Origin of the sequence: Psychromonas sp. (assembly GCF_047632995.1) — a bacterium.
In the GTDB taxonomy this organism is placed as follows: Bacteria; Pseudomonadota; Gammaproteobacteria; order Enterobacterales; family Psychromonadaceae; genus Psychromonas.
Genome location: NZ_JBLIEK010000033.1, coordinates 1 through 14,039, shown reverse-complemented (window position 1 = coordinate 14,039; position 14,039 = coordinate 1). Strand labels below are relative to the sequence as shown.

Below are 14,039 nucleotides of genomic sequence, written 5' to 3'. Positions count from 1 at the left end.
ATTTAGTTCAGAAAAGGGAATGTTAATGCGTTTTTTATTACGGAAAAACCTTTCTTTGATCACAAGAGAGCAAGTGATGATATTTAAAAGTAAATTAACTAAAGCACATCAAGAGTTGGAAAATGCCGCTATTTGGCCTTCTAATTATAATCCTCCACTATTAGATCTATTTAGAAAGTTGGGTTATCGAATTCCACCTCCCCATTACCGTGGTTTTTTGATCAACTTTACCAGCCAAACACTTTTTTTTACTACCATTTGGGGGGCGATCATGTGGCTTCTTGTGTGGCAAACTGGATATGTACCCGTTTATTACGCACTGCTGGTTAGCAGTTCAGTGGGGCTTTTTTTCGGTTTTAGCATGGCGGTATATTACAAATTTAGTGCAGCACACCACCATTTGTCAGATTGGTCCGATTTTACTGAAGAACCAACCCCTAGCGTAAATAAAACTTAGTCGTCGCGTTTTGTAACTTCTAACAGATGGTAACCAAATTGTGTTTTAACAGGTCCTTGAACCACACCGACAGGGGCGTTAAACGCCACTTTATCAAATTCAGGTACCATCATACCTGGCCCAAATTCACCCAGAGCCCCCCCTTGTGCACCAGATGGACAAGCTGAATGTTGCTTCGCCAGTTCAGCAAAATCGCTGCCAGCTTCAATTTGTTGCTTAAGTTCAATACAGCTTTCTTCTGAATTTACTAGAATATGTCGTGCGCTTGCTAGAGCCATGTTTATTTCCTTTTATAGAGTTAGTTAGTACACGATAAATCAAATTCAGCAGAGAGGCAATTACTAGGGCCTGTTTATCTTTGCTATTTATAACGAATTGAGACACTACAAAACGTAGGCCAATTCTAAGTTTACCTTTACCTTATTATTCCGTCACCTTTGATTGAGGTAGCGCTATCCCTATCAATTCCTCCTAACTAAATGAAAATGTGATTTAAATTGTAGTAATCAAAGCATAGTGTTGCACAAATGGATGCAATTATTGGTAAACTAAAGGTATTTGCTATTGGGATAGCTAGAGAATATTATTTTTCGCATGCTTGAGTGCGTTAACTATATCTATTGAACATCAAACAGTCATTTACGGTCAATTATAAGCCATAATGAGAACAGATAAATTACTTCGCCTATTATTAAACCGGCAGTTACACTAAAGGAGAAGTAGTTGCGTAAGGGCTAATCACTTGTACACAATGTGCACTGTTTTGTTGCAAAAGTATTGCTTAGAGCCGATTTTTAATGCTTATTATGATAATTGAGTTGGATAGATAAAAACTATAATGAATATTTTTAAACTTGTTTTTTTACTGTTAATCATCTTTTTCCATGCAACGGTTATGGCCAAAATTAAATTTGATATTAACGGTGTTGATTCAGCCGCGAATGCTAATGTATCGGTCTTTTTGGCAGGACTAAATGAACCTCGAGATGCACAAAGTGATAGCTATTTAACACAGGTTGAAGACTCAACTCGTGAGGCCTTGACGGCTTTAGGTTATTACCAGGTGGAGATAAAGTTAGCGGTATCTGGTGAGATTGGAAAGCAAACTGTTATTTTAACTATCACACCCGGGGTACAAACCCGTATTACAGAACTGAGCATTAAATTAACAGGAGAGGGAAGTAAGGATCCTGAATTTAAAAAGTTACTTGATAAATTCCCACTTCAATTGAATGATGTTTTAAACCATGCGCAATACGAGACGGCTAAAAGCAGTTTAAAAAGTCTTGCCCGAAAACGTGGTTATTTTGATGCTAAATATGAAAAATCCTTAGTCGAAGTCACTAGTGAAAACAGTAATGCGGTAGTCTACCTTTGGTTTAATAGCGGGGTTCGTTACCAATTCGGCGAGTTGATTTTTGATACGGATATCCCGGCAGAAAAATTTGTCCGTTCACTACAAAATTTTACAGCAGGCGATCCTTTTAGCACGCTAATATTGAGTAAATTTAATGCCGACATAAATGAGACAGGTTATTTCAAAAGCATAACTCTGTTACCTGCGGTTAAAGAAAAACAGGGATTAAAAATTCCCCTCCATGTTGTCGCTACTATGCGCCCTGAAGATTCATTCAGTGTCGGTCTAGGCTTCAGCACAGATCAAGGCGTTCGTGGTAAGTTTCGCTGGATGCGTCCTTGGGTAAATGATTACGGGCATGCTATTGAAGGAAATTTAATTGCTTCAGTGCCTAAACAAGAGGTGGCATTAACTTATAAAATCCCGCTTGAAGATGCGCTTTATGATTATCTATCAATTCAAACAGGCTACAAAAGAGTTGATCAAAACGATACGAATACACAACAATATCTTGTTAGTGTAAATCGTCACTGGCGTTTATCAAATACATGGTTACGTACAGTTTTTCTTAAATATGATCTTGAATCCGGACGTCAAGGACAAGAAGATTTTTCAACTCAATTAATTATCCCAGGTATTAGTTTTAGTCATACGCGTAACCGAGGCGGTATTAACGCTTATTGGGGGGATAAACAATTAATTTCCCTCGAAGCCGCCAATCAGATCTGGTTTGCAAGTGATGATTTGGTTAAAGTTTATGGCCAATCAAAATTTTTACGCAGTTATAACCGGCATCAATTTATTGTCTCTGCTGAGTTAGGGGCAATATATACTGGCTCCATTGATAATGTTCCCTCTTCAATGCGTTTTTTCACTGGGGGAGATCAAAGTGTAAGAGGCTATGACTATGAAAGTATTGCCCCAAATGATGACCAAGGATATTTAGTCGGCGGTCTATACTTAGCGGTGGCTAGTTTAGAATATCGTTTCCCTGTTTCAGAAAACTGGAGAGTGGCTGTATTTGCAGATGCAGGTACTGCAACAGATGATTTTTCTGAGGATATTTCAATTGGTTCGGGAATAGGGGCAGTCTGGTCATCGCCCGTTGGTCCCATTAGAATTTATCTCGCGAAACCTTTTGTCAATGCCACTAATTCAATAGCATTACATTTTATGATTGGTCCTGAATTATGAGTTTTACATCCAAAACAGTTCGTTTAATAAAGTTAACAACAGCCTCAGTTTTCTTGGTTTTTCTAGCCATTTTATTACTTGCTAGCGTACTGTTATTTTCTCATTGGGGAAATCAAGCGCTAATCACTATAGCCCAAAAAGTTGAACCGCGTTTTTCTATGGAACTTGAGCAGGGCAGCTTATTCAATGCCCCTGTTTATTCTCAAATCAGCTGGATTGATCAGCAAGCCAATATACAGATAGGCTCCGCCAGTTATATTTTCGATTGGTTCTGCTTATTTAATAAGGTTTGCTTAAAAGAGCTTAATATCAGCGACGCAAAAATTATAATTGCGCCGCAAGATCCCTCTGAAGTTGATGAAAACAGTGAAAAAACAGCTATAGGGGCATTTGAATTACCTGTAGCATTTGATCTGCAAAAAATTAAACTAAAGAAAATTCATTTTGCATTAGGCGAGTTAACGGTCGATCTAAACGAGTTGAATTTACAAGCGCAGGCTATTCATAAAGAGATCCGGCTAAAAACCGCGCTCGACGGCTTGCTCGTTACCCTGCCTGAAGGTGCCGCAACGCAAGCGGCAACTACAAAATCTGCAGGCAATAAAAAACTGCCAACGTCACTGCCCGCATTGCTTTCAGCTGACCAATTGCCTGAAATTAGCTTGCCGTTAAATCTCTATGTTGAGCCTCTGGAAATTCGTAATTTCACCGTTAAACAGGGGGAGGGAACGCTCTTTGAACTTAATGCGTTAAATAGCCAGTTTAGTTTTACCGGCAGCAAATTAGCTATTCAATCTTTTGCTTTAAATTTACCGGAAACAGATCTGCAGCTAAACGGCGATATTGATTTTATCGGACACTACCCTTTAAATCTCTCTATAAAAGGGCAGCTAAAAGCAATTAAACAGTTGCAGCAAGCGCAACTATTATCAGGACAAATTTATGAGCTAAAAAGCGCTGGTGATTTATCACAATTAAAAACCGAACTGCTTTTATCGAATAAAATATCAATGCAGTTAAAATCAAAGGTTAACCTTTTCAAAGAAAATTTACCCTATTCATTATCTTTAAATTGGCAGAAATTACGTTGGCCATTGACGGGTGATAGCCAATATTCATCAGAAAATGGTTCGCTACAAAGCAGCGGCGATCTAAGCAATTACATTATCAAACTTGATGGCGGCTACCATATAGAAACTATCCCGCCGGGTTCCCTCGCCTTGCAGGCACAAGGAAATTTAACACAATTAAACATAAAGCAGCTGATGGTCAACACATTAGATGGTTCGATAAACTTGAGCGGCTTATTAAATTGGCAAGATAGAATAAAATGGCAAGGTCAGTTAAGCGTTGATAAAATAGATTTAGCACAATTAGATACGCAATATACAGGCAATTTTTCAGGAACCATCAAACAAAATTTGGCCGTCACATTAAATGCACCAAAGTCTCCTGCTTGGGAATTTACTATCCCTGAATTGGATATTAATGGCGTGTTTTTAAAACGGCCATTTGCTGTAAAAGGTGTTATCTCTGGTGATAATAAGCAGGGCGTCTCTTTTAAAGACCTCGTAGTTAGAAATGCCGATAATAAATTAATCGTTAATGGCTTGCTTGCTCAAAAAAATGATTTAAACGTTAAACTTGATATAATCAATTTAGGTCATGCATTGCTCGGCAGTACAGGTAAAATAAACGGTGAAATCAATATACAAGGCCCTAATGATGCCATCCAAGTAAAATCTAATCTGCAGGGGCAGTTGCTAAGTTATCAAACAAACACAGTAAACTCTTTTCAACTCGATGGTGTTGCTACTGTGTTGCCAAAACCAAAAATATCTTTGCAGCTAGCGGCAGATACACTCTCTATTGCGGACAATAAAATAGATAAGATTACGCTAAAAATAGAAAATGTTAGCAGCTCAGAGTCTGCTGAGCAGCACCAGATTCTACTGTCAGTAAAGAGTGAACTTATTTCCAGCGATCTACAATTTCAATTTCTGCAAAATAATACACAGTGGCTAACCACATTAAGTGCTGCAAGCCTCTATTTCGGGCAGCAGGAATTAAGTTTGAATAGCCCGATTGATATCACTGTTGAAAATGAAAACGCGTTGTTAAGCCCACATTGTTGGATATCATCAAACAATAAAAATGATAATAGTGGCAAATTATGCTTTAAAAAATTGGATATTGGCAAGGCAGGTGAAGTAGCACTTGATATCGATTCCTATCTATTATCCAGCTTTGATTCTTTTTTACCTGATGAGATAAGAATAGCAGGCGCACTTTCAGCAAATGCACAGATAAACTGGTTTGAAACAAAAAAACCAGTATTTGATATTAATATATTCTCTAATGATATGTCTATGAGCGTTAATCTTAAGAAAACTAAAAAGGGCAACGTTGTTTATCCGATAGACACTTTTAATATCAAGCTGGCGAGTAATAACAAAATAAGCGACCTATCCGCTGAGATCTCTTCAAAAAACTTAATAGATGCCAAAATTAATGGGCAACTATTTTTTTATAAAAACAGGCCGGATGTTAAAGCCATTGCAGAGATTGAACTGCCTGATTTTTCACCTTTCGCTGTATTAATTCCTCAGCTTGAAAAGCTTGCCGGTCAGCTACAAACAAAATTAACGATTACAGGTCCCTTAAAGCATCCTTTAGTAAATGGGCTTATCAATATTAATAACACCGAAATTATAGCGGTTGATACACCCGTTCATATCAGGCGATTAAATACTGCTATTACCCTTAAAGACAGATCTGCGACGGTAGAAGGGACGTTTTATACAGATCAGTTTTCTCCTATTAAAAAAGAGGAAGTAACTGAATCAAATACCCTTGTTAGCACTGCCATTACGCTCTTTGATAGTTCAGTAAAAATGGCTGGTAAGGTAATAAAAAAAGGCAAAGAAATTGCGCATTTGGACGCTCTGCCTAGCAATGACGATGTATCAGGGATAGCCCATATAGAGGGAGGCGTTGACTGGAATAACAAATTAACAGGTAATCTTCATTTTTTTGCAAATAAGATGACACTTTATGATTATAACCATATTGACTTTTTAGTTAGCCCCGATCTCTATTTAACCTTCGATGAACGGGTGAAAATCAAGGGCAATATTTTTGTGGACAAGGGAAAGATAACAGTAAAGGAACTACCTGAAGGTGCGGTGTCTAATTCTAAAGATGTTATTGTCGTCGATATTGAAGTCCCTGAAAATGCGGCTACCTTGCCGGTTGAAATGGATTTAAAAGTCGACCTCGGTAATCGTCTCAAAGTTAAAGCATTAGGATTAGATACCACAATCAATGGTAATTTACTGATACGCAAAGCCATTGAAAAAAATATTACGATACATGGTGAATTAAATTTGGTAGATGGTAGTTACCGCGCATTAGGGCAACAGCTGGTTTTACAAAAAAGTAGAATTAATTTTCAAGGTGTACCTGATTCTCCCTATATTTCTATTGAAGCAATTCGCGATCCCAATAAAATTGAAGACAATGTGACAGCTGGCGTACGCGTAACAGGTACACCAGATGAATTATCACTGGTTATATTTTCCGATCCTGCCATGTCACAACAAGATGCATTATCTTACCTTACCCGTGGCAAATCATTACAAGCCAGTTCTGATACGCAAGGTAACAGTCAACTTGCCGGTCTGTTAATTGATCTCGGAGCCGAACAATCATCAGACGTCATCAGTGATATCGGAAAGACAATTGGCATTAAAGATTTGGCACTTAGTTCAAGTGGCAGTGGAGATAATCAGTCTGTGGGAGTAAGCGGTGAGATAGCACCGGGTATTGAGTTAAGTTATGGTGTGGGGGTGTTCGATAGTTTTACCGTGTTAGCGATTCGCTATGAAATGTTTGCACGTTTTTATATCGAAGCATCGAGCGGTTTAGATCAAGCTATAGACGCTTACTATGAGTTTGACTGGGATTAGAGTGTCGGTTCAGAAGTCACAATTACCATTGTGACGCGGTGCTTTAATCCTTGTTTTTAGCTGTTTGTGCTAATAATCCGCATTCACTGACCACCTCACTCCATCTCCGCGGCATTGTAAAATAGAAGCCTTGAACTATATCGCAACCCAGATTTTTGATATGGTCAAAATCAGCTTCAGTCTCAACGCCCTCGACAATTACCTCCAGTTGATAGACCTTTGCAAGCTCAAAAATAATATCTAGCGTAGGTTTTTTACCAACGGGAGTACTGTGTAAATTTTTAACAAACGAACGATCTATTTTCAAAGTGTCTAACGGGTAATGAACTAACTGACTAAATGATGTATATCCGGTGCCAAAGTCATCAATCGCAACACGTACACCTAAAGATTTGATCTGCGTAAGGCGAGTGATAGCTTGCTGATCATCCGGCAACAGGCACGACTCGGTTATCTCAAGCTCTATCTGCTTAACATTTACATTGTAACTCGCCAGCAGCTGTTTAAAACGAGTATAAAACAGATCGTTTCTTAATGATTTAGAAGATATGTTGATCGATAAAAAACCATTAAAGCCGGTTTTTTTGACCAAATCTTCAAGTTTAATTAATACATTTTCAGCAACCCATAAATCAACAGTTAAAATAAGATCTGATTTTTCCGAAATGGGAATAAAAAGATCCGGCCCAATATCAATATCCATAAGGGCAGGGCATCTCAGTAACGCCTCATAGCCTTTGAGTTCGAGTGTTGTGGTGTTGTAAGCCGGCATGAAGAGTAAGAATAATGAATTATTGTTTAATGCATTGGTTAATTCCGTCTCAATCATTTTTTCTTTATCCATTTTCTCTTTAATATCGGAAGAAAATAGTTTGACGTTATTTTTGCCATCTCTTTTGGCTAAGTACATCGCATCATCAGCTTGATTTAATAATGTCTCTCCATCGTTAATAGTGTCATTAGAATAAGCGATACCGATACTTGCGTGAACATCATATTTATCGTTATCTATGGTAAAACCATTTTGAAAAAGATCACAAATTCGTTTACCAATACTCTCTATCGCCTCCACAGAGGGTAATCCATTCATTAAGATAACAAACTCATCTCCTCCAAGTCGAGCTATGCTGTTAATCGTATCGCTACTAACGAAACGATCGTCTGCTCTTAATGTTTGCGTCAATCTCTGGCTAAACACAACCAACAATCGGTCACCCGTATCGTGTCCAAAAGTATCATTTACAGATTTAAAATTATCTAAATCGATAAAAAACAATGCAATATAGGTTTCACTATTTTTATTCAAGTGAACTATGGATGATAATTTTTCATTAAAGCTTCCCCTGTTGGAAAGGCCTGTCAGCGGATCATTATTTGCAAGGGTATTTATTTTACTGATAAGTGAAATATAACTTTGATTTAGATCTGACACCTCATCGTTGCTGGTTAGCGGTTTAAGATCGACAACTAATGTTGCTTCAACCTCCTTGATACTTTTAGCCAGTGCCGTTATCGGTAATATAATTTGTTTCTCTATGATCCACACAAGGAGTAAATAGCTTAATATAATGATGGCGATATTTAGTAATATAAGTTTCATCAGAATATTATTTAAATTCTCAGAAAAATAATTTTTATCAAGCGTGAATACAATATCCAATAATGTAGATCCAAAACCACCTTGATAAAAGTCGTTATCTTTTAGTTGGAACGGCGTACTGGTCAGTGATATTTTTTCCGTTATATCGCTTTTAGCTGTCAACTTATATTGGAGATAGCCATGATGCGCTTCCATAAGACGTTTAATTTCTGTTTCGATAAAATCGAAATTCACTTCAGCCTGCACCAGATAAAGATCATAGTGTTTATCATAAAATTGTTTGGAAGTTAGCAGATAGGGGGAAAACACTTGAATAACATTAAATTTTCTATGACTATCTGCATCTTTAGTGTCATCAAGGAAATAGTAATACTGAGCTATTTTCTGATCATCTGTACTTTTATCATTAACCCTTTCTAATATTTTTTTAGTTTGTTTTTTTAGAACAGGTTCAGCAAAAGGGTCTTGCGTATTCACATGTATAATCAATTCGCCATGAGAGTTATAAATAACAAAATCATTAACGATATTGTTGGAACGGCTGTCGTTATCTATAAATCGATTGAGAAACTGCGTGACGTAAGGGGCTGCCAATACTTCCTTGCGTTCTTTGGCATTGAAAATCAGCGCTGCTTCTTTACTATCAATTTTTTGTCGTAAATAGCTTTTCAAATAGACAAGTTCATACTTGTTTCGAAGTAAAATATTTTCGATATGATCATCAAGTGATGAAACTTTATTTTCTATAATTTGTGTTTTATAAACATCATAGTAAACAGCAGAAACCAGAAAGGAAACCATCACGATCACTGGCAATATAATATATCGTATTTTTTTCCCAAGTTTCATAATACCGCTACTCGTTAATGTTCAGTATTGAAACGATTCTGTTACGAATAACAAGATCATCACTGGAAAGGGGTTGATAACGATGACTACGCTTTAGCGTCTCTACATCGGGTGAAATTTCGCTATCATTTTTATATTTATCACTTGCCATTAACTGTGCGGCTTCATTTGTCGTAGAAAACCACACATCTGACGCATTTTTATAAGCTATAGCAGGATCATTAATAAAGCCAAGAAATGCTCTTGTCCCATCTTTTAAAGCACCACCGGAAGGGGATGTAAAACAATCCACAAAAAATAACGTCCCTTCTTTAGGAACAACATATTCCCAATCGTTTTGTCCCGTACTTTTTTTAATATTATATAAATCACCCGAATAGATAACGGCAAGCGTCAATTTGGAATCCTTGCCTTGTTCACTAGTATAGCTGATAGGGTAGCCATAATTAAGTAGATATTTCGATTGTGCAACGAGTAATGAATAAGCCGATTTCAACTCATTTTCATCTCGAGTGAAGGGATCAAAACCTTGAGCAAGGAGGGCGATCGCTACTGTATCCACATCATCTTTGATCATCATTGTTGTGCCAATATGTTCTTTCGGGGGGGGCAGAATATCATTCCATGAGTCTATCTTGTTTTTCGAAACAGAGGTTCGATGCACAATACCCATAGTGCCTTTTGCATAAGGGATACCATACTGACCGCAAGATTCCTGCCATTGTTGACCTATATACTGCAGGTTATCGATATGAAGCGAATCTAAAGGACGCAAAATGCCCGCTTTGCCATAAAGAAGCGTTGTTGCATTATCAACGAGCACCAGATCATACTTTTCTCCCTGACCATTTACTAATATAGCATTGCGATCTACTTCGCTATCATAAAAATAGATCTTAACAGTGTGGCCTGTTTTTTTTGTAAAGGCATCTACCACCTCTTCAGATAGAAAATATTCCCATGTTAAAATTTTTATTTCTTGGGCCAATAGTGGAGAAATGAATAAAAAAGAAAATAGGGCCCGTAAAATATATTTCATAAATAGTCCTAGGACATAGCAGTGACAAAAATAAGACAATAACGAAGATAAAGTGTAATAATCGAGTTTATAGCAGACGGGCTTAATAAAATAACTCACTGAAAAACATACTATTATTATAGACTAAAGCTATTGAAAAGTAATTTTGATCAGATCTGTTTATGGAGTACGCGTAACCATCTAAGATAGCGGCTAGATCCACAATAAACCTCAACCGGTCACTTCTAACGTAAAAAATTAAAAAGAATAAGGGATAAAGAAAGGGGCATTATAGATACTTATATAACGCATATGAATCAAGTAGTTAGCAGAGGTGTGTGTTATAAGTTTGTTGATAATTTTTTTCAATACTACTCGCGTTTTGACGGTATACGAGCGCGTAATGTTGAGGAGCATATTCTGAAACGCCCATACCAGTACATTCTAAATTGTAATTTGCCAATCTTTTATGAAAATTTATTTTTCTAATCACATCCGGATTTTGTAGCCAGGTTTCATTATTAAGATGCGTAATAATAACCAACATATCAGCATCGGGTAAATCATCAACTATATTTTCGAAATGAAAATCATTACTAAGAGTTTGGTGTAGTTTGTAAATCGGCATTTACTTACCTTATTTAATTGTTAACTCATTTAAATTTGACATTATCTATATGTTATACTCGACAGGTAAAAAGTCACGGTTTTAGTGAATTAAATCGATATAATCGCAAATTAAAATCAATTTAAAGAGGTGGATCACAGAAGGGGGATAATTAAAATTGATTATTTTTAGCCCGTTGAAGCGTGTAGTAAAACAAGCCAATCTAACGGTTCGTAATAAAGTGGCCGCGTTGTTATAGATAAATTAGCTTACGGTCTAATTCACAGAGCACAAATAACGTTTCATATTACCTGTTAGATTGCACCACAAGGCGTATCTACTGTTGTGAATCTGCTATATAAATCAAAAATTGAGAATAAGGGCGGTTGCTATTATATTTATTGGTGCGATAAATGAGTGCGTTATGGCTACTCACAAATCACTGTAAATTCAATCCTCCTGTGATCATGACTTGATCCTCCTAAAATACCTACCATTCAATTTTCACAAAATAAGCTATATATCAATCATATTGACTAAGAGCGGCTATAATCAAAGTATTGGTTTTATCCCTATTTCACAAATTAAATAACAATTTATAATCGATTAATCGGCTTTAACATATAAAGGGCGGAAAACATGAAAACGTTATATTTTGTTCAACATGGCCTTGCTCTTCCTGAAGAGGTCGATCCGAACCGGCCCTTATCAGAGACAGGCTTCGAGGAAAATAATAAAGTCGCAACTTATCTAAAGAATCATAATATAGAGATCCATAAAATATTTCATAGTGGAAAATTGCGGGCGATGGAAACGGCGGCCCAGTTTTCGGAAGTATTGGGCGTGCATTACGTCTCTAAAATTAGCGGAATGAATCCCAATGACAGTCCTACACTCCTAATCAAACAAATTACTGAAGACGCCGTAATGTATGTCGGCCATTTACCAAATATCGATAATATAGTTGCAACTCTGCTTACACATGGTGGTATGAATTCAGTGCTGCATTTCCAAAATTCGGCGGTTGCATGTATTGAAGTTGACGGAAAGAATGTAAGTCTTAAATGGTTTATAACGGCAAGCATGTGTTGAGGTTTTACCCATTAATCACGGGATAATATTAACCCGTCTATATTAAGGAATGTATATTATGACTCAATTAAAATCGATTCCTGATCTCGGAGCTCAAGTTCCTGAAATGAAAAATTCACCCATTGCAGATGAGTGTGAAGAAGAGTTTGATGTGGTTAGGCAGGAGGTTGAAGAGTTACCATGTTGCTACTTTAATAATGTCAGTTATCCCAATGGAAGCTATGTTCAGAGCGGCACATCAGTGTTGGTGTGCCGTAATGGCCTGTGGGTTTATCAAAGTAATAGTGATCTTGATAAACCTTAGTAAAAATGAGACTTACACAGCCATATTTTAGTAATGACGTACTCGACATTGCCCCTGATTTATTGGGGAAAAAGTTAGTGCGGGTTTTTAATGATGGTCGCAAAAAAGAGTATCTGATCACTGAAACAGAAGCATATCGAGGCCAGGAAGATTTAGCTTGTCATGCCAATAAAGGCAGAACAGCAAGAACTGAAGTGATGTTTCATGATGGCGGACTTGTGTATGTTTATCTGATTTATGGTATTTATTGGATGCTAAATATAGTTACGGGCGAAAAAGAAAACCCGCAAGCAGTATTAATTCGAGGATTACAATCGATACAGGGTCCTGGGCGAGTCGGTAAGAAATTGCAGTTGGATAAATCGTTTTACGGAGAAGATATTGCAACATCACAGCGGATCTGGATTGAAGATGTCGCTAAGCCTGTAAAGTATATTGCTTTGAAACGTATTGGCATTGCTTATGCCGGCGACAAGTGGATTAATAAACCGTGGCGTTTTGTTTTACAAAAATAGCAAAGATAGAGTATTGGTTTAAATTAGGATAAACAGTTCTTAATTTCTCTTTAACAGGGTTAAAAACCATGTAAGAATCTCATTTTAATCCTAACAACCCCCCTACAGTAAATAACACATGACTGCGCATAATGTATATTATGTTAAATAGCCTTTGTGGATAGATAAGCAGGTTGCTTTGATTTTGTCATTAATACTTTAACTCTGAACCTGGTTCAGCCATCACTTACATTCTATTGAACATAATCCTATTTAACATAAAATGTATAACATACTGTTATCTAATATGTTTTTCGCACTTTGCAGTTATTCGAAATCAGTTCGATATTTATGTGCTAAATCCGGTTCTGCAATATAAGACAAGATCTTTTATTTGGGATTTATGCTTTTGTGTATACTAAATAATCTAATAACGGCTTATTATCAGATAGTTACATTCATTCCTTTTTACCAAATATTGCCTTAATCCCTTGCCGTTATTGACACCAAGTGCCTCTTTGAGTGATATATAGGCGCTCTGTGTTGAAATCTGGAGTTAAATTAAGGTGTTTCCCTTATTAAATAAAAGCTACGTGACTTAGTTTTAGGAAAATAGTTTCAAATTCTCTGCTTTGTTAAATTTGCTTTAAGTCGTCCTAAATAACAGGAAGCGACTTCAGCAAAATTAGTTTGCTGCACTGCTATATGGTTTTGCCAATATTGTTCACAGCTCTTTCTTATTTGGCTGACTTTGAGCTTGTTTGTAAGTTACGTTGTAAAACAAGATTGATGTAGTGATAAAGTTGATCAGTTAACTCACTACTTAGCATTAGTTTATTTGTGCTTCTATGTGCAACAATATTTTTTGCTTCAGAATATATTGCAGACAATAAATGAATTACCGCGTGATCCATTTCAGAATCAAAATATGTTAACGCTTTAGTCAACTCATTGAATTGCATATCAGGTATCATCAGTAATTCGTGCAAACTGTTTTCAAAACGTTCATTGTGATAGTTTTTGATACCAAGATTATAAGATAAATCTATTTTTTTTTGTATGCGATGTCCAGCTTTCCAAGATGATAACCATTAATCTC

General features: G+C 36.7%; 10 protein-coding genes. 6 read left to right on the top strand and 4 right to left on the bottom strand.

The features are described from left to right. The first annotated feature begins 25 nt into the window (after positions 1-25). The gene (locus tag ACJAT7_RS07935) at positions 26-457 is read left to right on the top strand and encodes a DUF6404 family protein (RefSeq protein WP_415226262.1); all 432 of its coding nucleotides are present in this window, start codon (positions 26-28) and stop codon (positions 455-457) included. Here ACJAT7_RS07935 and ACJAT7_RS07930 read toward each other — a convergent pair. After that, entirely contained in the window at positions 454-735 is a 282-nt protein-coding gene (locus tag ACJAT7_RS07930) for a peptidylprolyl isomerase (protein WP_415226261.1), read from the bottom strand. The two genes, ACJAT7_RS07935 and ACJAT7_RS07930, sit on opposite strands and share 4 nt — an antisense overlap. Before the next feature lie 560 nt (positions 736-1,295). Between ACJAT7_RS07930 and ACJAT7_RS07925 the strand changes: the two genes are divergently transcribed. Both ACJAT7_RS07925 and ACJAT7_RS07920 read left to right on the top strand, forming a co-directional pair. Continuing rightward, the gene (locus ACJAT7_RS07925) at positions 1,296-3,008 is read left to right on the top strand and encodes an autotransporter assembly complex protein TamA (protein ID WP_415226260.1); all 1,713 of its coding nucleotides are present in this window, start codon (positions 1,296-1,298) and stop codon (positions 3,006-3,008) included. Then, positions 3,005-6,976 (top strand): translocation/assembly module TamB domain-containing protein, encoded by a 3,972-nt coding sequence (locus ACJAT7_RS07920; RefSeq protein WP_415226259.1) that lies wholly within the window; start codon positions 3,005-3,007, stop codon positions 6,974-6,976. Before ACJAT7_RS07925 ends, ACJAT7_RS07920 begins: the two co-directional genes overlap by 4 nt. Before the next feature lie 43 nt (positions 6,977-7,019). Here ACJAT7_RS07920 and ACJAT7_RS07915 read toward each other — a convergent pair whose 3' ends face one another. The 3 genes from ACJAT7_RS07915 to ACJAT7_RS07905 form a co-directional block, all read right to left on the bottom strand. Further along, entirely contained in the window at positions 7,020-9,425 is a 2,406-nt protein-coding gene (locus tag ACJAT7_RS07915) for a putative bifunctional diguanylate cyclase/phosphodiesterase (protein ID WP_415226258.1), read from the bottom strand. A 7-nt stretch (positions 9,426-9,432) separates the two neighbouring features. Beyond that, positions 9,433-10,464 (bottom strand): spermidine/putrescine ABC transporter substrate-binding protein, encoded by a 1,032-nt coding sequence (locus tag ACJAT7_RS07910; protein ID WP_415226257.1) that lies wholly within the window; start codon positions 10,462-10,464, stop codon positions 9,433-9,435. A gap of 304 nt (positions 10,465-10,768) precedes the next feature. After that, positions 10,769-11,071: a hypothetical protein gene (locus ACJAT7_RS07905; protein ID WP_415226256.1), complete on the bottom strand. Its 303-nt coding sequence runs from the start codon at positions 11,069-11,071 to the stop codon at positions 10,769-10,771. A 618-nt stretch (positions 11,072-11,689) separates the two neighbouring features. Here ACJAT7_RS07905 and sixA point away from each other — a divergent pair. The 3 genes from sixA to ACJAT7_RS07890 are packed head-to-tail and all read left to right on the top strand — an operon-like array spanning position 11,690 to position 12,961. Further along, positions 11,690-12,142, top strand: coding sequence for a phosphohistidine phosphatase SixA (gene sixA, locus ACJAT7_RS07900; RefSeq protein WP_415226255.1), 453 nt, complete (start codon positions 11,690-11,692; stop codon positions 12,140-12,142). Positions 12,143-12,200: 58 nt separating this feature from the next. Then, positions 12,201-12,446, top strand: coding sequence for a DUF1496 domain-containing protein (locus ACJAT7_RS07895; RefSeq protein ID WP_415226254.1), 246 nt, complete (start codon positions 12,201-12,203; stop codon positions 12,444-12,446). 5 nt (positions 12,447-12,451) lie between these two features. Continuing rightward, positions 12,452-12,961, top strand: coding sequence for a DNA-3-methyladenine glycosylase (locus ACJAT7_RS07890; protein WP_415226253.1), 510 nt, complete (start codon positions 12,452-12,454; stop codon positions 12,959-12,961). Positions 12,962-14,039 lie beyond the last annotated feature (1,078 nt).

Coding starts and splice junctions, on each gene's coding strand:
- ACJAT7_RS07920 (WP_415226259.1), top strand. CDS start 3,005: ATGAGTTTTACATCCAAAACAGTTCGTTTAATAAAGTTAACAACAGCC.
- ACJAT7_RS07895 (WP_415226254.1), top strand. CDS start 12,201: ATGACTCAATTAAAATCGATTCCTGATCTCGGAGCTCAAGTTCCTGAA.
- ACJAT7_RS07930 (WP_415226261.1), bottom strand. CDS start 735: ATGGCTCTAGCAAGCGCACGACATATTCTAGTAAATTCAGAAGAAAGC.
- ACJAT7_RS07915 (WP_415226258.1), bottom strand. CDS start 9,425: ATGAAACTTGGGAAAAAAATACGATATATTATATTGCCAGTGATCGTG.
- ACJAT7_RS07890 (WP_415226253.1), top strand. CDS start 12,452: ATGAGACTTACACAGCCATATTTTAGTAATGACGTACTCGACATTGCC.
- ACJAT7_RS07910 (WP_415226257.1), bottom strand. CDS start 10,464: ATGAAATATATTTTACGGGCCCTATTTTCTTTTTTATTCATTTCTCCA.
- ACJAT7_RS07925 (WP_415226260.1), top strand. CDS start 1,296: ATGAATATTTTTAAACTTGTTTTTTTACTGTTAATCATCTTTTTCCAT.
- sixA (WP_415226255.1), top strand. CDS start 11,690: ATGAAAACGTTATATTTTGTTCAACATGGCCTTGCTCTTCCTGAAGAG.
- ACJAT7_RS07935 (WP_415226262.1), top strand. CDS start 26: ATGCGTTTTTTATTACGGAAAAACCTTTCTTTGATCACAAGAGAGCAA.
- ACJAT7_RS07905 (WP_415226256.1), bottom strand. CDS start 11,071: ATGCCGATTTACAAACTACACCAAACTCTTAGTAATGATTTTCATTTC.